This window comes from Carnimonas bestiolae, assembly GCF_051251145.1.
Classification (GTDB): domain Bacteria; phylum Pseudomonadota; class Gammaproteobacteria; order Pseudomonadales; family Halomonadaceae; genus Carnimonas; species Carnimonas bestiolae.
Genome location: NZ_JBPCZK010000011.1, coordinates 39875 through 57660, shown reverse-complemented (window position 1 = coordinate 57660; position 17786 = coordinate 39875). Strand labels below are relative to the sequence as shown.

Sequence of the window (17786 nt, the reverse complement as noted above, 5' to 3'; positions counted from 1 at the left end):
CGGGCAGTGATGCTGCCTTGGCCTGCCCATGAAAACTCCGCGGTGGAGCCGACCTAATGAAAGATTTGGTGAAAGTACTCAAATCACAGGGGCAGTCTGAAGAGTTTGATTCGATCAAAATCTCTCTTGCCTCACCGGACATGATCCGTTCCTGGTCCTATGGAGAGGTTAAAAAGCCTGAGACCATCAACTACCGGACATTCAAGCCGGAGCGTGATGGTTTGTTCTGTGCCAAGATCTTTGGCCCGGTGAAGGATTACGAGTGCTTGTGCGGCAAATACAAACGCATGAAGCACCGCGGCATCATCTGTGAAAAATGTGGTGTCGAAGTAACAAAAGCCTCTGTACGCCGTGAACGTATGGGGCATATCGAACTGGCTGCGCCAGTCGCGCATATCTGGTTCCTCAAGTCGCTGCCTAGCCGTATTGGCCTGCTGCTCGATATGACCCTGCGTGACATCGAGCGCGTGCTCTATTTCGAGTCGTTCGTAGTGATCGAGCCTGGCATGACTACGCTTGAGAAAGGTCAGCTGTTGAACGACGAACAGTATTTCGAAGCGCTGGAAGAGTTCGGCGATGACTTCGACGCTCGTATGGGCGCTGAAGCGATCAAGGCTCTGTTGGCAGAAATCGAGCTTGGCGAAGAGATTGAACAGCTGCGCGAAGAAATTCCGCAGACCAACTCCGAAACCAAGGTCAAGAAGCTATCGAAGCGTCTGAAGCTGCTTGAATCCTTCCACAAGTCTGGCAACAGCCCAGAGTGGATGATCATGGAAGTGCTGCCAGTACTGCCGCCGGACCTGCGTCCGCTGGTACCGCTGGACGGCGGCCGCTTCGCGACTTCCGATCTCAACGATCTCTATCGTCGAGTTATCAACCGTAACAACCGCCTGAAGCGTCTGCTTGACCTCAACGCGCCCGACATTATCGTGCGTAACGAGAAGCGTATGCTGCAGGAATCTGTCGATGCACTGCTCGACAACGGTCGTCGCGGCCGTGCGATCACAGGCTCCAACAAGCGTCCTCTTAAATCCTTGGCCGACATGATCAAGGGTAAACAGGGTCGCTTCCGTCAGAACCTGCTCGGTAAGCGCGTCGACTACTCTGGTCGTTCGGTAATCACCGTTGGTCCTTACCTGCGTCTTCACCAGTGTGGTCTGCCGAAGAAGATGGCGCTTGAGCTGTTCAAGCCGTTCATCTATTCGAAGCTGCAGCAAAATGGTCAGGCATCGACCATTAAAGCGGCCAAGAAAATGGTTGAGCGCGAAGTGCCCGAAGTATGGGACATCCTGGCGGACGTTATCCGTGAACATCCGGTAATGCTCAACCGTGCGCCTACGCTTCACCGTCTCGGTATCCAGGCGTTCGAACCGCTCTTGATTGAAGGTAAGGCAATTCGTCTGCACCCGCTGGTGTGTGCGGCGTACAACGCTGACTTCGACGGTGACCAGATGGCGGTACACGTGCCGCTGACGCTGGAAGCCCAGCTTGAAGCGCGCGCGTTGATGATGTCGACTAACAACGTGCTGTCACCGGCGAGCGGTGATCCGATCATCGTGCCTTCTCAGGACGTTGTGCTGGGTCTTTATTACATGACCCGCGAGAAGATTAACGCCAAGGGCGAAGGCATGGCCTTCTCCAACCTGGCTGAAGCTGAGCGCGCGTTCCAGACTCAGAACGTGGCAATTCACGCTCGGGTGAAAATCCGTATTACCGAGTGGCTGCGCGACGAAGAGAGCGGCGAGTTTACTGCTCAGACTACGCTTCGCGACACCACTGTAGGTCGTGCGATGCTGTTCGCGGTTCTTCCCAAAGGCATGGCGTTTGAAAACGTCGATAAGCCAATGAAGAAGAAAGCGATCTCTCAGCTGATCAACACTGCTTATCGTACGGTTGGTCTCAAGGAAACCGTTATCCTTGCCGACCAGCTGATGTACACCGGTTATCGCATGGCTACCTGGTCCGGTTCTTCGATCGGGGTCAACGACTTCGTTATTCCGGAATCGAAAGCTGCCATCGTTGATGCTGCGGAACAGGAAGTTAAAGAGATCGAAGATCAGTTCTCTTCTGGTCTCGTAACTGCCGGCGAGAAATACAACAAAGTTATCGATATTTGGTCCAAGGCCAACGACAAGGTCACCAAAGCGATGATGGCGGGTATTTCCAAGGAAACCGTTGTTGACCGTGAAGGTAACGAAGTTGAGCAGGAGTCGTTCAACTCGGTCTTCATCATGGCCGACTCTGGTGCGCGTGGTAGCGCCACCCAGATTCGTCAGTTGGCAGGTATGCGAGGTCTGATGGCCAAGCCGGACGGCTCGATCATCGAAACGCCTATCGTTGCTAACTTCCGTGAAGGCTTGAACGTACTGCAGTACTTCATTTCTACCCACGGCGCTCGTAAAGGTCTTGCGGATACCGCACTGAAAACAGCGAACTCCGGTTATCTGACACGCCGTCTGGTTGACGTTGCTCAGGACGTTGTCGTTACCGAGAACGATTGCGGTACCGAAGAAGGCCTGACGATGAATCCGGTCATCGAAGGTGGTGACGTACTGGTATCTCTGGCCGAGCGTGTGCTTGGGCGTGTGACTGCCAAGGACGTTATCAACACCAACGGTGACGTAGTCATCCCGCGTAATACGCTGCTCGACGAGGCTATCTGTGCTCGCTTCGATAGCATGGGCGTCGACGAAATCGTTGTGCGCAGTACCATCAGCTGTGAAAGCAAGCATGGCGTTTGTTCCATGTGCTACGGTCGCGATCTGGCTCGCGGGCATCGCGTTAACGTCGGCGAATCCGTTGGCGTTATCGCGGCGCAGTCGATCGGTGAGCCTGGCACGCAGCTGACCATGCGTACGTTCCACATCGGTGGTGCAGCATCGCGTTCTTCTGCGGTTGACTCCGTGCAAGTGAAGCACGGCGGTATCATCCGTCTGCAGAACATGAAGTCGGTTGATCGCGCAGACGGCAAGCTGATTGTTGTATCGCGCTCCAGTGCGCTGATCGTGACCGACGAAAGCGGTCGTGAGCGTGAGCACTACAAACTGCCGTATGGTGCAGAGCTGAGCGTGCGCGACGGTGATGCCGTTGAAGCCGGCCAGAGCGTCGCTCGCTGGGATCCGCACACTCATCCAATCATTGCCGAGGTGGCAGGTAGCGTTCAGTTCTCCGAAATGGAAGAAGGCGTCACCATGCACCGCACGGTCGATGAGATGACCGGCCTTAGCTCTATCGAGATCATCGAAGCGGGTAACCGCCCCAGCTCCGGTCGCGACAAGCGTCCGATGGTAATGCTGGTCGATGAGAAAGGTGAGCACGTCACTCTGCCGGGCTCTAACACGCCAGTGCAGTACCTCCTGCCAGGTAATGCGATCGTGTCAGTGGACAGCGGCGAGCATCTCGAGATTGGTGGTGTCGTTGCGCGTATTCCGGTAGAAGCGTCTGGTAACAAGGACATCACCGGTGGTCTGCCGCGTGTGGCCGATCTCTTCGAGGCGCGTAAGCCGAAAGAGCCGTCCATCCTTGCTGAAATCTCCGGTACCGTTTCGTTCGGTAAAGAGACCAAAGGCAAGCGCCGTTTGACCATCACTCCCGACGACGGTGATCCGTTCGAGACCCTGATTCCGAAATGGCGTCAGATTAGTGTGTTCGAAGGTGAAAACGTCGAGAAGGGTGAGGTGATCTCTGACGGCCCGAGCAATCCGCACGATATCTTGCGCTTGCTTGGCGTTGCGGAGTTGGCCAAATACGTTACTACTGAAATTCAGGACGTATACCGCCTGCAGGGTGTACCGATTAACGATAAGCACATCGAAGTTATCGTTCGTCAGATGCTGCGCAAGGTGGAAATCCTGGACGCAGGCGATAGTCAGCTGATTCCGGGTGACCAGGTCGAACTCGTTACGGTGCTGGCAGAGAACGAAAGGCTCATCGCGGCCAACAAGTTCCCGGCCAAATACGAGCGTGTTCTGCTGGGTATCACCAAAGCTTCGCTGGCGACCGAGTCGTTCATCTCTGCGGCTTCCTTCCAGGAAACCACTCGCGTGCTAACCGAGGCATCGGTTACCGGCAAGAGCGACTACTTGCGCGGCCTGAAAGAAAACGTTGTAGTAGGGCGCCTGATTCCTGCGGGTACAGGTCTGGCCTACCACAACGAACGCCGTCGCCGCTTGTCCGGCAACCAGCTCGATAACCAGCTTACTGCTGACGATATTGAGCAGCAGTTGGGCGAGCAGCTTACCGCCCTGGATGCAGAAGACGATTAATTCGTCTGCTTGCGGTGAGTAGTTCAAGCCCGGGCAGGGGATAAACTCCCTGCCCGGGCTTGACGTTAGGGGTAACTACGCCCTAAAATTCGCATCCTTTATTAGCGGGAGTAGTGTATCTGTACTCCCGCTAATTGCTGTGACTTAGCTGGAACAGCAAATATTGTAGTAAAGCAGTCAAACCAATCTGGTTTACTGCTGTAATGGCATACTCATTTGGAGTGAGATTAATGGCAACTGTAAATCAGCTGGTGCGCAAGCCGCGCAAGCGCCCCGTCGAGAAAAGCGACGTGCCGGCGTTGCAGGCATGTCCCCAGAAGCGCGGCGTTTGTACCCGCGTCTACACCACCACCCCTAAAAAGCCTAACTCAGCGCTGCGTAAAGTTTGCCGTGTGCGTCTGACCAACGGCTACGAAGTAACTTCGTACATCGGTGGTGAAGGTCACAACCTGCAAGAGCACTCTGTCGTGTTGATCCGCGGCGGTCGTGTAAAGGACTTGCCGGGTGTGCGTTATCACACAGTACGCGGTGCGCTGGATACTTCTGGTGTTCAGAACCGTAAGCAGGGCCGTTCCAAATACGGAACCAAGCGTCCTAAATCCTAATTTTTGTCTGATAAGAGTAAGGCTGGTCAGCATGACCAGGTTTACCTGAAGGACCCTTAACTAGAGGGCTTATCATGCCTAGACGTCGCATTGCCGCCAAGCGCGAGATTCTTCCAGATCCTAAGTTTGGAAGTGAGCACCTGGCCAAGTTCATGAACCATCTGATGATCAGCGGCAAGAAATCCGTGGCTGAACGTATCGTTTACGGTGCGCTCGACCGTGTTGCCTCTCGCTCCAATAATGCCGAGCCGCTTGATGTATTCGACAAAGCGCTGGAAACAATCCAGCCGATGGTTGAGGTTAAATCTCGTCGTGTTGGTGGTGCTACCTACCAGGTACCAGTAGAAGTACGTCCTTCTCGTCGCCAGGCTCTGGCGATGCGCTGGCTGGTAGATGCTGCGCGTTCGCGTGGCGAAAAAACCATGGAACAGCGTCTTGCTGGCGAAATTCTCGACGCCTCAGAAGGTAAAGGTGCGGCGGTCAAGAAGCGTGAAGACGTGCATCGCATGGCAGAAGCCAACAAAGCATTCTCTCACTACCGCTTCTAATGGAGTCTGGGCTGCTGTCTGCTATCTCGCAGTAGCTCGCTTCATGAACGGCCTAGTTTCCAACCAATAGGAACGAATATCGTGGCACGCAAGACACCCCTCAAGCGTTATCGCAACATTGGGATTGTCGCGCACGTTGATGCGGGCAAAACCACGACTACCGAGCGTGTGCTTTTCTACACTGGCCTCTCTCACAAGATCGGTGAGGTACACGACGGTGCGGCCACAACTGACTGGATGGAACAGGAGCAGGAGCGTGGTATTACCATCACTTCTGCAGCTGTTACTACCTTCTGGAAGGGTATGAACCAGCAGTTTGATGAGCACCGCATCAACATCATCGACACCCCTGGGCACGTTGACTTCACTGTTGAAGTTGAACGCTCCTTGCGTGTGCTTGATGGTGCGGTAGTGGTACTTTGCGGATCCTCCGGCGTACAGCCGCAGACCGAAACCGTTTGGCGTCAGGCTAACAAGTACGAAGTTCCCCGTATGGTGTTCGTCAACAAGATGGACCGCGCGGGCGCTGACTTCTTCATGGTGCTTGATCAGCTGAAAGATCGCCTTAACGCAAACGTTGTTCCGATCCAGATTAACTGGGGCGCGGAAGACGATTTCAAAGGCGTGGTAGACCTGATCCAGATGAAGGCAATTCTCTGGAACGAAGACGACAAGGGTCTTACCTACGATCTCGTTGATATCCCGGCAGAGCTGCAGGAAACTGCCGAGAAATATCGCGAAGAGATGCTCGAAGCGGCTGCCGAAGCCTCTGAAGAACTGATGGAGAAATACCTCGAAGAAGGTGAGCTCTCAGTCGAAGAGATCAAGGCTGGTCTGCGTCGTCGTACTCTGGATAACGAAATCGTGCTGGTTACCTGTGGTTCTGCGTTCAAGAACAAAGGTGTCCAGGCCGTACTTGATGCCGTTATCGATTACCTTCCGGCGCCGACCGAAGTTAAGGCGATCGAAGGTGAGCTCGAAGAAAACGGTGAGATCGAAACTCGTGAAGCTGATGACAGCGCGCCCTTCGCTGCGCTCGCATTCAAAATCGCGACCGATCCTTTCGTCGGCACGCTGACCTTTATCCGCGTATACTCTGGCGTGTTGAATTCCGGTGATACCGTATTCAACTCTGTGAAGCAGAAACGCGAGCGCGTTGGCCGTATCGTTCAGATGCACTCCAACTCGCGTGAAGAAATCAAAGAAGTTCTCGCTGGTGATATCGCGGCATGTATCGGTCTTAAAGACGTTACTACTGGTGATACTCTCTGCGATCAGAACAGCAAGATCGTTCTTGAACGCATGGAGTTCCCGGAGCCCGTGATCGCGGTGGCGGTTGAGCCCAAGTCCAAGGCTGACCAGGAAAAAATGGGTATCGCGCTTGGTAAACTCGCGCAGGAAGATCCCTCTTTCCGTGTTCAGACCGACGAAGAGACTGGTCAAACCATCATCTCTGGCATGGGTGAGCTTCACCTGGACATCATCGTTGATCGTATGAAACGTGAGTTCAAGGTTGAAGCGAACATCGGTAAACCACAGGTGGCTTACCGTGAGACCATCCGCTCCAGTGTTGAGCAAGAAGGCAAGTTCGTTCGTCAGTCGGGTGGTCGTGGTCAGTTTGGTCACGTTTACCTGCGTATCGAGCCGTTGACCGCCGAAGATAAAGGCGACGACGAAGAAATGAGCTTTAAGTTCGCTTCTGAAATCGTGGGTGGCGTGGTTCCCAAGGAATACGTGCCGGCCGTTGAGAAAGGCGCTTACGAACAGCTACAGAATGGTGTTATCGCTGGCTATCCGATGATCGACGTCAAGGTCACCCTGTATGATGGGTCCTACCATGATGTTGACTCTAACGAGAATGCCTTTAAGATCGCATCCTCAATGGCGATCAAAGAAGGTGCGCGTAAGGCCGGAGCAGTACTGCTCGAGCCGATCATGCGTGTCGAAGTGGTAACGCCGGAAGACTTCATGGGCGACGTGATGGGCGATTTGAACCGCCGCCGTGGCCTGGTGCAGGGCATGGATGATTCTTCTTCTGGAAAAATCATTCGTGCAATGGTGCCGCTGGGTGAGATGTTCGGTTACGCGACCGACCTGCGCTCGCAGACCCAGGGCCGCGCAAGCTACTCCATGGAGTTTGCGAAGTATGATGAGGCGCCGTCCAGCGTCGTCGAAGCCGTCATCAATCAGAAATAACCCATAGCTCAAACGAGGTTATAGCAGTGGCTAAGGAAAAATTCGATCGTTCAAAACCGCACGTCAACGTTGGTACTATCGGTCACGTTGACCACGGTAAAACTACTCTGACTGCGGCGCTGACTCGCGTTTCTGCCGAACAATTCGGTGGCGACTGGCGCCAGTTCGATACTATCGACAACGCTCCTGAAGAGCGTGAACGTGGTATCACCATCGCGTCTGCACACGTGGAATACCAGTCCAATGAGCGTCACTACGCGCACGTTGACTGCCCCGGGCACGCTGACTACGTCAAAAACATGATCACTGGTGCTGCGCAGATGGACGGCGCTATCCTCGTGGTTTCTGCAGCTGACGGCCCCATGCCCCAGACTCGCGAGCACATCCTGCTGTCTCGTCAGGTTGGCGTTCCTTACATCGTTGTGTTCCTGAACAAAGCGGACATGGTTGATGATGAAGAACTCCTCGAACTCGTTGAAATGGAAGTTCGTGAACTTCTGAACGAATATGAGTTCCCTGGTGACGACACTCCGATCATCATCGGTTCTGCACTGATGGCGCTCGAAGGCAAGGATGACAACGGCATGGGTACTACCGCCGTTACCAATCTGATCAAAGCTCTGGATGACTACATCCCTGAGCCGGAGCGTGCTATCGATCAGCCGTTCCTGATGCCTATCGAAGACGTATTCTCGATCTCTGGTCGTGGTACTGTTGTTACCGGTCGTGTTGAACGCGGTATCGTTAAAACTGGCGAAGAAGTTGAAATCGTTGGTCTGCGCGACACCGTTAAAACCACCGTTACCGGTGTTGAAATGTTCCGTAAACTGCTCGACGAAGGTCGTGCGGGCGAGAACGTTGGTGCACTGCTTCGTGGTACCAAACGTGATGACGTAGAGCGTGGTCAGGTTCTGGCTAAGCCGGGCTCTATCACTCCTCACACCAAGTTTGAAACTGAGGTTTACATCCTGTCTAAAGAAGAAGGTGGTCGTCACACTCCTTTCTTCAAAGGCTATCGTCCTCAGTTCTACTTCCGTACCACTGACGTAACTGGTACTTGTGAACTGCCTGAAGGCGTAGAAATGGTTATGCCGGGCGACAACGTTAAAATGGTTGTTACCCTGATCGCACCTGTTGCCATGGAAGACGGCCTGCGCTTCGCTATCCGCGAAGGTGGTCGTACCGTTGGTGCTGGTGTTGTAGCCAAAATCGTCGAGTAAGACATTCAGCCGCTGATTATTTCAGCGGTACAGAAGGGGCCTTTTAGGCCCCTTTTTAATGTCTTTGTTTTCGGCACGGTAGATGCGTATTTGACTCCCCAAACAGGGGGCTCTATAATGCGCATCCTTTCAAGCGTGAGTGGATGGCTCGCGCCGTCCGGTCACAGGCGTCCCGCAACACTTGGTTGGGCGGGTTAGCCCATTGGAGTCAAGGTAAATGCAGAACCAGAAAATTCGCATTCGGCTTAAGGCTTTCGATCATCGTCTGATCGATCAGTCTGCGCAGGAAATTGTCGATACAGCCAAGCGTACCGGCGCGCAAGTGCGCGGTCCGATTCCGCTGCCGACAAACCGGGAGCGTTATACCGTTCTGATTTCTCCGCACGTCAACAAGGACGCGCGTGATCAGTACGAAATTCGCACCCATAAGCGTGTTCTCGACATCGTCGAGCCAACTGAAAAAACAGTTGATGCGCTGATGAAACTAGATCTTGCTGCGGGCGTTGACGTCCAAATCAAGGTTGATTGATAACCCTCACTAGTCACTCGCGGGCTACGTTGACGGAAACGTAAATCAGTAGACCGCCGCGTCGCGAGACGCCACACAATGTGCTAGTGGAATGCTCTGGAAAGGGCAGCCATAGCGGGTGATAGCCCCGTACACTAAAGGAGACTGAACATGGCGATCGGTTTAGTCGGTAAGAAGAGCGGTATGACCCGCGTCTTCACCGAAGATGGTGCATCCGTGCCCGTAACCGTCATTGAAGTTGAGCCAAACCGTATCACCAGCGTAAAAACGCTGGAATCTGACGGCTATCGTGCCGTTCAGGTGACCTCTGGTGCGCGTAAGGCCAAACACTTGTCCAAAGCAGCTGCAGGTCAGTTCGCCAAGGCTGGTGTTGAAGCTGGTCGTGGCCTCGTGGAATTCCGCCTTGCAGAAGGTGATGAAGATCCTCAGGTTGGCGGCGAGTTCACTGTATCCCTCTTTGAAGCTGGTCAGAAGATTGACGTGACTGGCACTTCCAAGGGTAAGGGCTTCCAGGGCGGTGTTAAGCGCTGGAACTTCAGTACCCAGGATGCTACCCACGGTAACTCCCTCTCGCATCGTGCTCCTGGCTCAATTGGTATGTGCCAGACTCCGGGCCGCGTATTCAAAGGCAAAAAAATGGCCGGTCAGATGGGTAATGCCCGTACTACCGTCCAGAGCCTTGAAGTGGTACGCGTTGATGCTGAACGCAACCTGCTGTTGGTCAAAGGTGCTGTTCCCGGTGCAACCGGCAGCCAAGTGATCGTGCGCAGCGCTGTCAAAGCTCGCTGAGGGGTAAGTACCAATGAATTTGAATCTAGTGGGTGCCAATGCTGAAGCCGTCGAACTTTCCGACGCGACTTTCGGCAAGGATTTCAACGAGTCGCTCGTTCACCAGGTCGTCACTGCCTATCTGGCAGGTGCGCGTCAGGGTTCTCGTGCGCAGAAAAACCGTTCAGACGTTAGCGGTGGTGGTAAAAAACCGTGGCGTCAGAAAGGTTCCGGTCGTGCTCGTGCCGGTACCATCCGTTCTCCGCTGTGGCGCAGCGGCGGCGTAACCTTCGCGGCGCGTCCTCAGGACCACGCTCAGAAGGTTAACCGCAAAATGTATCGCGCCGCGATGCGTTCCATCCTTTCCGAGCTGCTCCGTCAGGAGCGTCTGGTAGCTGTTAGCGATTTCGGTGTTGATTCGCCGAAAACCAAGCAGCTGGCAGCCAAGCTGAAAGAGCTGGGTCTGGAGAAGGTGCTTATCGTCTCTGAAGAAGTAGACGAAAACCTTTATCTCGCTGCTCGCAACATTCCTAACGTTGCAGTTGTTGACGTTGCCGGAGTTGATCCGGTCAGCCTCGTCGCCTTCGACAAGGTGCTGGTGACCGTTCCTGCTCTGCGTAAGTTTGAGGAGAAGCTGGGATGAACCAGGAACGCGTATTCAAAGTGCTGCTTGGTCCGCACATGACTGAGAAGGCTGCGATCGCTGCTGAAAACAATCAGTACGTGTTCAAAGTCGCGTCAGACGCAACCAAGCTCGAGATCAAGAAAGCGGTAGAGGCGCTCTTTGACAAGAAAGTAGCTGGTGTCCAGGTGCTGAATGTTAAAGGCAAGGTCAAGCGTACCGCCCGCGGTGAAGGTTTCCGCAGCGGCTATCGCAAAGCCTATGTGACTCTGGCCGCTGGCGAGACCCTCGAAGACTTCACTGGTAACGAGTGAGGCAGGAGAACGGATCATGGCAGTAGTCAAGACTAAACCTACTTCCGCCGGCCGTCGCCATCTGGTGAAGGTCGTCAACCCTGACCTGTACAAAGGTCGTCCGGTTGACTCGCTGGTAGAAGTACAAAAACGCTCCGGTGGTCGTAACAACAACGGCCGCATTACCACTCGTCACGTTGGTGGTGGGCAGCGTCAGCATTATCGTTTGATTGATTTCAAACGTACCAAGGACGGCATTCCAGCAATCGTTGAGCGCCTGGAATACGATCCTAACCGTAGTGCCAACATTGCACTGCTGAAATACGTGGATGGTGAGCGTCGCTACATCATTGCACCGAAGAATGTAAAAGTGGGCGATCGTCTCGAGTCTGGCGTTAATGCCGCGATTCGTGCCGGTAACGCACTGCCGCTTCGTAACATTCCGGTCGGTTCTACTATCCACGCTATCGAGCTCAAGCCTGGTAAAGGCGCCCAGCTCGTACGTAGTGCGGGTGCAAGTGCTCAGCTCGTTGCCCGCGAGGGTAACTACGCAACCATTCGTCTGCGTTCCGGCGAAATGCGTCGTGTGCTTTCCGAGTGTCGTGCCACTCTCGGTGAAGTAGGCAACTCCGAACACAGCCTGCGTCAGCTTGGTAAAGCTGGTGCGAAGCGCTGGAGAGGCGTTCGTCCTACCGTCCGTGGTGCTGCGATGAACCCTGTTGATCACCCGCATGGTGGTGGTGAAGGTCGCTCTAGCGGCGGTCGTCATCCGGTATCGCCTTGGGGTATGCCAACCAAGGGTTACAAAACTCGTAAGAATAAGCGCACCGACAAACTCATCGTTCGTCGCCGCAAGGCTAAGTAACAGAATTTAAGGGGTAACGGCTGTGCCACGTTCACTTAAGAAAGGTCCTTTTATTGACCTTCATCTTTTGAAGAAGGTTGAGGCGGCTGTGGAAAAGAACGACCGCAAACCGATCAAAACCTGGTCGCGTCGTTCGATGATCCTGCCAAACATGGTAGGACTCACCATCGCCGTCCATAACGGTCGCCAGCATGTACCGGTCCACGTCTCTGAAGAGATGGTAGGCCACAAGCTAGGCGAATTTGCTGCCACCCGCACCTACCGCGGTCATGCGGCTGACAAGAAAGCCAAGCGGTAAGAGAGGACTGAAAAATGGAAGAAGTAGCTGCTAAATTGCGCGGCGCTCGCCTGTCCGCTCAGAAGGCTCGTCTGGTCGCCGATCAGGTACGCGGTAAACCGGTAGCCGAAGCGCTGGACATCCTGAGCTTCTCGCCGAAAAAGGGCGCAATTATCGTCCGCAAAGTACTGCAATCGGCGATCGCTAACGCGGAAGAAAACAACGGCATGGACATCGATGAACTTCGTGTCTCGACCATCTATGTCGATGAGGGCATGACGCTCAAACGTATCCAGCCGCGTGCCAAGGGCCGTGCGGATCGCATTCTGAAGCGCACCTGCCATATCACCGTCAAGGTAGCCGAGAAGTAGGAGTCGACCGATGGGTCAGAAAGTAAATCCAGTTGGTATTCGCCTCGGTGTCGTCAAAGACCATTCCTCGGTCTGGTACGCAGAGCGCGGCGCATATGCCGACAAACTGAATAACGACCTCGCTGTTCGTAGTTTCATCGAGGATCGTTTGAAAAACGCATCTGTTAGCCGTGTCGTCATCGAGCGTCCTGCCAACAATGCACGTATCACCATTCACACTGCCCGTCCGGGCATCGTGATTGGTAAAAAAGGTGAAGACGTAGATCGTCTGCGCCGCGACCTTACTGCAATGATGAGCGTGCCTGTTCACGTCAACATTGAAGAAGTTCGTAAACCCGAACTGGATGCTCGCCTGGTTGCGCAAAACGTAGCCGGTCAGCTGGAGCGTCGCGTGATGTTCCGTCGTGCTATGAAGCGCGCGGTACAGAATGCAATGCGCCTTGGTGCCAAAGGCATCAAAATCCAGCTTTCAGGACGTCTTGGCGGTGCCGAGATCGCACGTACAGAGTGGTATCGTGAAGGCCGTGTGCCGCTTCACACCCTGCGTGCCGACATCGACTACGCCACCTACGAAGCGCACACCACCTATGGCGTTATCGGCGTCAAAGTGTGGATCTTCAAGGGAGAAATTCTGGGCGGCATCGAGGAAGTGCGGGCGAAAGCCAAGCAGTCTCAGAGCCAGCCGGCTGCTCCCAAGAAGAAAGGCTCCAAGTAAGGGGAATAGTCGATGTTACAGCCAAAGCGTACTAAATTTCGCAAACAGCAAAAGGGCCGCAACCGCGGCTTGGCAGAGCGCGGCTCAAGCGTAAGCTTCGGCGACTTTGGCCTTAAGGCCATTGGTCGCGGTCGCCTCACTGCCCGCCAGATCGAAGCAGGTCGTCGCGCGATCACTCGTCACGTAAAACGTGGCGGTAAAATCTGGATCCGCGTCTTCCCTGACAAGCCGATCTCTGAAAAACCTCTCGAGGTTCGTATGGGTAAAGGTAAAGGTTCCGTTGAGTACTGGGTTGCCCAGATTCAGCCGGGTCGTGTCCTTTACGAGATCGAAGGCGTATCCGAGGAGTTGGCGCGTGAAGCTTTCTCTCTAGCCGCTCAGAAGATGCCCATTGCGACAACCTTCGTTAAACGGACGGTGATGTGATGAAAGCTCAAGAACTGCGTGAAAAGTCGACTGAAGCGCTCCACGAACAGCTTTTCGAGCTTCTTCGTGAGCAATTCAACCTGCGTATGCAGAAGACGACTGGGCAGCTTAACCAGACTCATCTGCTCAAGCAGACACGCCGCGAGATCGCTCGCGTTAAGACTGTGATCAAGCAGAAGGCAGGTGAATAAGATGTCACAGGAATCCCAAGCACGCACGCTCACCGGTAAGGTGGTGAGCGACAAGATGGACAAATCCATCGTCGTGATGATCGAGCGCTCTGAGCGTCACCCGATCTACGGCAAGTATGTAAAGCGCTCCACCAAGCTGCATGCCCACGACGAAACCAACCAAGCCAAGACTGGTGATCGTGTCTCCATTCGTGAAGGCAAACCGATCTCCAAGAACAAATCCTGGTCATTGGTTGAAGTTATCGAGCAGGCCAAGGGCTAACGCCTGGCGCTTAGCAGTCAGTTTAGCTTCGGAGAATACCGATGATTCAGACGCAAACAATGCTGGATGTCGCTGACAACAGCGGAGCGCGCCGGGTGCAGTGCATCAAGGTGCTCGGCGGTTCGCACCGTCGTTATGCTCGCATCGGCGACATCATCAAAGTGACGGTCAAGGAAGCAATTCCTCGTGGCCGTGTTAAAAAGGGCCAAGTGCTCAAGGCAGTGGTCGTGCGTACCGCCAGTGGCGTTCGTCGCCCCGACGGCTCGCTGATCCGTTTCGATGGAAATGCGGCAGTTTTGTTGAACAACACCAACGAACAGCCCGTCGGTACCCGTATTTTCGGGCCGGTCACTCGTGAACTTCGTTCAGAGAAGTTCATGAAGATCATTTCCCTGGCCCCTGAAGTGCTGTAAGGAGCGGAGCGGAAAATGCGCAAGATCAAACGTGACGACGAGGTAATCGTCATCGCCGGCAAGGATAAGGGCAAACGCGGTACCGTTAAACGTGTACTGAAGGACGGCAAGTTCGTCATCGCGGGTGTGAACATGATTAAGCGACACACCAAGCCCAACCCGATGCTCGGCCAGCAGGGGGGTATCGTTGAACGTGAGGCTCCGATTCATGAGTCCAACGTTGCGATCTTCAACTCGGAAACCGGCAAGGCAGATCGCGTCGGCTTTCAGTTGCAAGATGACGGTACTAAGGTCCGTATCTTCAAGTCGACTCAGAAGCAGATCGACGCCTAACTCGAGTCGGGTGAGATAATGGCGAATTTGAAACAGCAGTATAAAGACGAGGTGGTAACCAAGCTCTCTGAGCAGTTCGGTTACAGCAACGTGATGCAGGTGCCAAAAATCACCAAAATCACCCTGAACATGGGTGTTGGTGAAGCGACCAGCGATAAAAAGCTGATCGAACATGCAGCTGCTGACATGGAAAAGCTTTCAGGTCAGAAACCCATCATCACCAAAGCACGCAAATCCGTTGCAGGCTTCAAGGTGCGTGAAGGATGGCCTATCGGCGTTAAAGTAACGCTGCGTAGCGATCGTATGTGGGATTTCCTTGATCGTCTGGTCAACATCGCGATTCCTCGCGTACGTGACTTCCGCGGTCTGAACCCGAAATCTTTCGACGGTCGTGGCAACTATTCCATGGGCGTACGTGAACAGATCATTTTTCCGGAGATCGAATATGATAAGATCGACCGGATCCGTGGTCTCGACATCACGGTTACCACTACCGCCAACAGCGACGAGGAAGGTCGCGCGCTCCTGAGCGCCCTGAACTTCCCGTTCCGTAAATAAAGGCTGGAATAATGGCTAAGAAAAGCATGGTTGAGCGTGAGCTCAAACGCACGAAGCTGGTCGAAAAGTACGCCGCTCGTCGTGCGGAGCTCAAAGCAATCATCCAGAGCGTTAATGCTTCAGACGAAGAAAAGTTTGAAGCGCAGCTCAAGCTCCAGAGTCTGCCGCGCGACTCAAGTTCCGTTCGTCAGCGTAATCGCTGCCGCGTAACTGGTCGCCCGCATGGCTACTACAACAAGTTCGGCCTTGGTCGTAACAAGCTGCGTGAAGCCGCCATGAACGGTAACGTTCCCGGCTTGACCAAGTCCAGCTGGTAAGCGAGGAGCTATTCAATGAGCATGCAAGACACTCTGGCGGATATGCTTACTCGTATCCGTAACGCGCAGCAAGCGACAAAAGCTACTGTCGACATTCCTTCTTCCAAAGTGAAGGTAGAAATCGCGCGCGTTCTTAAAGAAGAGGGCTACGTCGCTGACTATAGCGTTAGCGAAGACGCGCAGCCTCAGCTGAGCGTTACCCTTAAGTACTTCGAAGGCAAGCCGGTCATCGAACACCTGCAGCGTGTTTCCAAACCATCGCTGCGCATCTATAAGGGCAAGAATGATTTGCCCAAGGTTGCAGACGGTCTTGGTGTTGCCATCATTTCCACCTCTAAAGGTGTGATGACCGATCGCGCCGCGCGTCAAGCTGGCGTTGGCGGCGAAGTTATCTGCACCGTATTCTAGGAGTGAGAAATGTCTAGAATTGGCAAGAACCCAATCAAGCTGCCAAGTGGCGTTGAAGTGAAAATCGGCGAAGACCAGGTGTCTGTTAAAGGCGCCCAAGGTGAACTCGCTACTCCCATTCACTCTGACGTTGTTATCAGCCAGGAAGAAGGTCAACTGACCTTCGCCCCTAGCGCTCAGGCTAAAAGCTGGGCGATGGTGGGAACAACACGTGCACTGGTCAATAACATGGTGCTGGGTGTATCTGAAGGTTTCACTCGCACTCTGGAAATCAATGGCGTCGGCTATCGTGCCCAGGCCAGTGGCCAGACCATCAATCTTACGCTGGGCTTCTCCCACCCAATCGAGTACTCGTTGCCTGAAGGTGTTAAGGCTGAAACGCCGAAGAACACTACTATCGTGCTGAAAAGCGCGAACAAGCAGCAGCTCGGTCAGGTAGCGGCAGAAATTCGTGCCTTCCGTCCGCCGGAACCCTACAAGGGCAAAGGTGTTCGCTACGGTGACGAACAGGTTCGCCGTAAAGAAGCTAAGAAGAAATAAGGCAGGGTTATGAACGCGAAGAAAGAATCTCGTCTCCGTCGTGCCCGCCGCGCGCGCGCCAAAATCCGCGAGCTGGGCGCTTTGCGCCTATGCGTCAACCGCACTCCACGCCATATCTATGCGCAGATTATCTCTGCGGATGGCAGCGAAGTGCTCGCTAGCGCCTCCACCCTCGATAAGACATTGAGTGAAGCAGCTACCGGTAATTCTGAAGCAGCTGCCAAGGTGGGTGCCCTGATTGCTGAGCGTGCCAAAGGCGCTGGTATCACTAAAGTGGCCTTCGATCGTTCGGGCTTTAAGTTCCACGGTCGAGTCAAGGCTCTGGCTGACGCCGCGCGTGAAGCCGGCCTGCAATTCTAAAAGGTTTGACGATGGCGAATAACGAACAGAAAGGCAGCGGTGATCTCCAGGAAAAGCTGGTTCAGATCAACCGTGTCGCCAAGGTGGTCAAGGGTGGTCGTATCTTCGGCTTCACCGCTTTGACTGTCGTTGGTGATGGCAATGGTCGTGTTGGCTTCGGTCGCGGCAAGGCACGTGAAGTGCCTGTCGCTATCCAAAAAGCCATGGACCAAGCACACCGCAACATGATCAAGGTTGAACTTCGTGGTAACACACTGCAGTACGCAGTTCGTGCCAACCACGGCGCTTCCAAGGTCTTCATGCAGCCTGCTTCCGAGGGTACCGGTATTATCGCCGGCGGTGCTATGCGCTCCGTACTCGAACTTGCTGGCGTGCATGACGTACTGGCCAAGTGTTACGGTTCTACTAATCCGGTCAACGTTGTGCGTGCAACTATCAACGGGCTCGCATCCATGCGTTCGCCTGAAGATGTTGCTGCAAAACGTGGACTCTCCGTTGCCGAAATCACGGGGTAAGTATCATGTCTGGCAAACTTAAAGTTACTCAGATTCGCAGTGTGATCGGTACCGGTAAAAAACATCAGGCCACCGTGCGTGGCTTGGGTCTTCGCCGTATCAACCATACTGTTGAGCTGGAAGACACTCCTGCCGTACGCGGCATGATCAACAAGGTTAACTACCTTGTACGAGTCGAAGGGGAGTAAT

The 17786-nt window shown here is 54.2% G+C and carries 25 protein-coding genes; all 25 read left to right on the top strand.

What is annotated here, in order from left to right; translation table 11 throughout:
- Positions 1 to 56 precede the first annotated feature (56 nt).
- Positions 57 to 4265: a DNA-directed RNA polymerase subunit beta' gene (gene rpoC, locus R84865_RS11945; RefSeq protein WP_435631926.1), complete on the top strand. Its 4209-nt coding sequence runs from the start codon at positions 57 to 59 to the stop codon at positions 4263 to 4265.
- Positions 4266 to 4495: 230 nt separating this feature from the next.
- Positions 4496 to 4870, top strand: coding sequence for a 30S ribosomal protein S12 (gene rpsL, locus R84865_RS11940; protein WP_435631925.1), 375 nt, complete (start codon positions 4496 to 4498; stop codon positions 4868 to 4870).
- A gap of 74 nt (positions 4871 to 4944) precedes the next feature.
- Entirely contained in the window at positions 4945 to 5418 is a 474-nt protein-coding gene (rpsG, locus tag R84865_RS11935) for a 30S ribosomal protein S7 (RefSeq protein ID WP_025733373.1), read from the top strand.
- A gap of 81 nt (positions 5419 to 5499) precedes the next feature.
- Complete coding sequence (fusA, locus tag R84865_RS11930; protein ID WP_435639780.1) at positions 5500 to 7614, top strand: elongation factor G; 2115 nt, start codon at positions 5500 to 5502, stop codon at positions 7612 to 7614.
- Positions 7615 to 7640: 26 nt separating this feature from the next.
- Positions 7641 to 8834, top strand: coding sequence for an elongation factor Tu (gene tuf, locus R84865_RS11925; RefSeq protein ID WP_025733375.1), 1194 nt, complete (start codon positions 7641 to 7643; stop codon positions 8832 to 8834).
- A 217-nt stretch (positions 8835 to 9051) separates the two neighbouring features.
- Positions 9052 to 9363: a 30S ribosomal protein S10 gene (gene rpsJ / locus R84865_RS11920; RefSeq protein ID WP_025733376.1), complete on the top strand. Its 312-nt coding sequence runs from the start codon at positions 9052 to 9054 to the stop codon at positions 9361 to 9363.
- Between the two features lie 150 nt (positions 9364 to 9513).
- Positions 9514 to 10152, top strand: a complete 639-nt coding sequence (gene rplC, locus R84865_RS11915) for a 50S ribosomal protein L3 (RefSeq protein ID WP_435631923.1) — start codon at positions 9514 to 9516, stop codon at positions 10150 to 10152.
- A gap of 13 nt (positions 10153 to 10165) precedes the next feature.
- Entirely contained in the window at positions 10166 to 10774 is a 609-nt protein-coding gene (rplD, locus tag R84865_RS11910; protein WP_435638150.1) for a 50S ribosomal protein L4, read from the top strand.
- Positions 10771 to 11067, top strand: coding sequence for a 50S ribosomal protein L23 (rplW, locus tag R84865_RS11905; protein ID WP_435631921.1), 297 nt, complete (start codon positions 10771 to 10773; stop codon positions 11065 to 11067). The genes rplD and rplW overlap by 4 nt, the downstream gene beginning before the upstream one ends.
- 16 nt (positions 11068 to 11083) lie before the next feature.
- Positions 11084 to 11911, top strand: coding sequence for a 50S ribosomal protein L2 (rplB, locus tag R84865_RS11900; protein WP_435631920.1), 828 nt, complete (start codon positions 11084 to 11086; stop codon positions 11909 to 11911).
- A gap of 22 nt (positions 11912 to 11933) precedes the next feature.
- Complete coding sequence (rpsS, locus tag R84865_RS11895; RefSeq protein ID WP_009098993.1) at positions 11934 to 12209, top strand: 30S ribosomal protein S19; 276 nt, start codon at positions 11934 to 11936, stop codon at positions 12207 to 12209.
- A 14-nt stretch (positions 12210 to 12223) separates the two neighbouring features.
- Positions 12224 to 12559, top strand: coding sequence for a 50S ribosomal protein L22 (rplV, locus tag R84865_RS11890; RefSeq protein WP_025733381.1), 336 nt, complete (start codon positions 12224 to 12226; stop codon positions 12557 to 12559).
- 10 nt (positions 12560 to 12569) lie between these two features.
- Positions 12570 to 13274, top strand: a complete 705-nt coding sequence (gene rpsC, locus R84865_RS11885) for a 30S ribosomal protein S3 (protein ID WP_025733382.1) — start codon at positions 12570 to 12572, stop codon at positions 13272 to 13274.
- A gap of 12 nt (positions 13275 to 13286) precedes the next feature.
- Positions 13287 to 13700 carry a 50S ribosomal protein L16 gene (gene rplP, locus R84865_RS11880; RefSeq protein ID WP_025733383.1) on the top strand — a complete coding sequence of 138 codons (414 nt, stop codon included), beginning with the start codon at positions 13287 to 13289 and terminating at the stop codon, positions 13698 to 13700.
- Positions 13700 to 13891, top strand: coding sequence for a 50S ribosomal protein L29 (gene rpmC / locus R84865_RS11875; RefSeq protein WP_025733384.1), 192 nt, complete (start codon positions 13700 to 13702; stop codon positions 13889 to 13891). Before rplP ends, rpmC begins: the two co-directional genes overlap by 1 nt.
- 1 nt (position 13892) lies before the next feature.
- Entirely contained in the window at positions 13893 to 14153 is a 261-nt protein-coding gene (rpsQ, locus tag R84865_RS11870; RefSeq protein WP_435631919.1) for a 30S ribosomal protein S17, read from the top strand.
- A gap of 41 nt (positions 14154 to 14194) precedes the next feature.
- Positions 14195 to 14566 (top strand): 50S ribosomal protein L14, encoded by a 372-nt coding sequence (gene rplN / locus R84865_RS11865; protein WP_025733386.1) that lies wholly within the window; start codon positions 14195 to 14197, stop codon positions 14564 to 14566.
- A gap of 15 nt (positions 14567 to 14581) precedes the next feature.
- The gene (rplX, locus tag R84865_RS11860) at positions 14582 to 14899 is read left to right on the top strand and encodes a 50S ribosomal protein L24 (protein WP_025733387.1); all 318 of its coding nucleotides are present in this window, start codon (positions 14582 to 14584) and stop codon (positions 14897 to 14899) included.
- An 18-nt stretch (positions 14900 to 14917) separates the two neighbouring features.
- Positions 14918 to 15457 carry a 50S ribosomal protein L5 gene (gene rplE / locus R84865_RS11855; RefSeq protein WP_435631918.1) on the top strand — a complete coding sequence of 180 codons (540 nt, stop codon included), beginning with the start codon at positions 14918 to 14920 and terminating at the stop codon, positions 15455 to 15457.
- Between the two features lie 11 nt (positions 15458 to 15468).
- A complete protein-coding gene (gene rpsN / locus R84865_RS11850) occupies positions 15469 to 15774 on the top strand; it encodes a 30S ribosomal protein S14 (RefSeq protein WP_435631917.1) in 306 nt (101 codons plus the stop codon).
- Between the two features lie 15 nt (positions 15775 to 15789).
- Positions 15790 to 16182: a 30S ribosomal protein S8 gene (rpsH, locus tag R84865_RS11845; RefSeq protein ID WP_025733390.1), complete on the top strand. Its 393-nt coding sequence runs from the start codon at positions 15790 to 15792 to the stop codon at positions 16180 to 16182.
- 9 nt (positions 16183 to 16191) lie between these two features.
- A complete protein-coding gene (rplF, locus tag R84865_RS11840; protein ID WP_435639779.1) occupies positions 16192 to 16722 on the top strand; it encodes a 50S ribosomal protein L6 in 531 nt (176 codons plus the stop codon).
- 9 nt (positions 16723 to 16731) lie between these two features.
- Complete coding sequence (gene rplR, locus R84865_RS11835; protein ID WP_025733392.1) at positions 16732 to 17082, top strand: 50S ribosomal protein L18; 351 nt, start codon at positions 16732 to 16734, stop codon at positions 17080 to 17082.
- A gap of 11 nt (positions 17083 to 17093) precedes the next feature.
- Positions 17094 to 17597, top strand: coding sequence for a 30S ribosomal protein S5 (gene rpsE, locus R84865_RS11830; RefSeq protein WP_435631915.1), 504 nt, complete (start codon positions 17094 to 17096; stop codon positions 17595 to 17597).
- 5 nt (positions 17598 to 17602) lie between these two features.
- Positions 17603 to 17785: a 50S ribosomal protein L30 gene (rpmD, locus tag R84865_RS11825; RefSeq protein ID WP_025733394.1), complete on the top strand. Its 183-nt coding sequence runs from the start codon at positions 17603 to 17605 to the stop codon at positions 17783 to 17785.
- Position 17786: the final 1 nt, after the last annotated feature.

Excerpts from the sequence above, each read along its gene's own strand:
- rplE (WP_435631918.1), top strand. The coding sequence starts at position 14,918 with ATGGCGAATTTGAAACAGCAGTATAAAGACGAGGTGGTAACCAAGCTC.
- rpsN (WP_435631917.1), top strand. The coding sequence starts at position 15,469 with ATGGCTAAGAAAAGCATGGTTGAGCGTGAGCTCAAACGCACGAAGCTG.
- rpmC (WP_025733384.1), top strand. The coding sequence starts at position 13,700 with ATGAAAGCTCAAGAACTGCGTGAAAAGTCGACTGAAGCGCTCCACGAA.
- rplB (WP_435631920.1), top strand. The coding sequence starts at position 11,084 with ATGGCAGTAGTCAAGACTAAACCTACTTCCGCCGGCCGTCGCCATCTG.
- rplV (WP_025733381.1), top strand. The coding sequence starts at position 12,224 with ATGGAAGAAGTAGCTGCTAAATTGCGCGGCGCTCGCCTGTCCGCTCAG.
- rpsE (WP_435631915.1), top strand. The coding sequence starts at position 17,094 with ATGGCGAATAACGAACAGAAAGGCAGCGGTGATCTCCAGGAAAAGCTG.
- rplD (WP_435638150.1), top strand. The coding sequence starts at position 10,166 with ATGAATTTGAATCTAGTGGGTGCCAATGCTGAAGCCGTCGAACTTTCC.
- rpsH (WP_025733390.1), top strand. The coding sequence starts at position 15,790 with ATGAGCATGCAAGACACTCTGGCGGATATGCTTACTCGTATCCGTAAC.
- rpoC (WP_435631926.1), top strand. The coding sequence starts at position 57 with ATGAAAGATTTGGTGAAAGTACTCAAATCACAGGGGCAGTCTGAAGAG.
- rpsG (WP_025733373.1), top strand. The coding sequence starts at position 4,945 with ATGCCTAGACGTCGCATTGCCGCCAAGCGCGAGATTCTTCCAGATCCT.
- rpmD (WP_025733394.1), top strand. The coding sequence starts at position 17,603 with ATGTCTGGCAAACTTAAAGTTACTCAGATTCGCAGTGTGATCGGTACC.
- rplW (WP_435631921.1), top strand. The coding sequence starts at position 10,771 with ATGAACCAGGAACGCGTATTCAAAGTGCTGCTTGGTCCGCACATGACT.
- rplC (WP_435631923.1), top strand. The coding sequence starts at position 9,514 with ATGGCGATCGGTTTAGTCGGTAAGAAGAGCGGTATGACCCGCGTCTTC.
- rplP (WP_025733383.1), top strand. The coding sequence starts at position 13,287 with ATGTTACAGCCAAAGCGTACTAAATTTCGCAAACAGCAAAAGGGCCGC.
- rplX (WP_025733387.1), top strand. The coding sequence starts at position 14,582 with ATGCGCAAGATCAAACGTGACGACGAGGTAATCGTCATCGCCGGCAAG.
- rplF (WP_435639779.1), top strand. The coding sequence starts at position 16,192 with ATGTCTAGAATTGGCAAGAACCCAATCAAGCTGCCAAGTGGCGTTGAA.
- rpsQ (WP_435631919.1), top strand. The coding sequence starts at position 13,893 with ATGTCACAGGAATCCCAAGCACGCACGCTCACCGGTAAGGTGGTGAGC.
- rplR (WP_025733392.1), top strand. The coding sequence starts at position 16,732 with ATGAACGCGAAGAAAGAATCTCGTCTCCGTCGTGCCCGCCGCGCGCGC.
- rplN (WP_025733386.1), top strand. The coding sequence starts at position 14,195 with ATGATTCAGACGCAAACAATGCTGGATGTCGCTGACAACAGCGGAGCG.
- rpsL (WP_435631925.1), top strand. The coding sequence starts at position 4,496 with ATGGCAACTGTAAATCAGCTGGTGCGCAAGCCGCGCAAGCGCCCCGTC.
- rpsC (WP_025733382.1), top strand. The coding sequence starts at position 12,570 with ATGGGTCAGAAAGTAAATCCAGTTGGTATTCGCCTCGGTGTCGTCAAA.
- rpsJ (WP_025733376.1), top strand. The coding sequence starts at position 9,052 with ATGCAGAACCAGAAAATTCGCATTCGGCTTAAGGCTTTCGATCATCGT.